Here is a 230-nt window from a genome sequence, read left to right as displayed (position 1 = left end):
CCCAAATCTATGGCCTGTTTCTGTGATTTGATGGCCTTAGCCGTACCTTTCACGAAAATCTCCCCTTCGTCCTGCTTACAGATGCCGTAGAGGATTTTCATCAATTTGGATTTGCCTGCCCCGTTCTCCCCCAGGAGGTAGAGGATTTCCCCCTCCTCGATAAGGAAATCCACATTATCAAGGGCGCGGACCAAGGGGTACTGCTTTTTAATGCTCCTCATTTCAACTGC

General features: G+C 49.1%; 1 protein-coding gene. It reads right to left on the bottom strand.

Annotated features, from left to right (window positions below):
- On the bottom strand, positions 1-230 hold a 230-nt coding region (locus LK536_RS59260; protein WP_506092396.1), incomplete at both ends, for an ATP-binding cassette domain-containing protein.

It is taken from the genome of Clostridium pacaense (assembly GCF_020709765.2).
Taxonomy (GTDB): Bacteria; Bacillota; Clostridia; order Lachnospirales; family Lachnospiraceae; genus Enterocloster; species Enterocloster hominis.
This window is presented reverse-complemented; position numbering and strand designations above follow the sequence as displayed.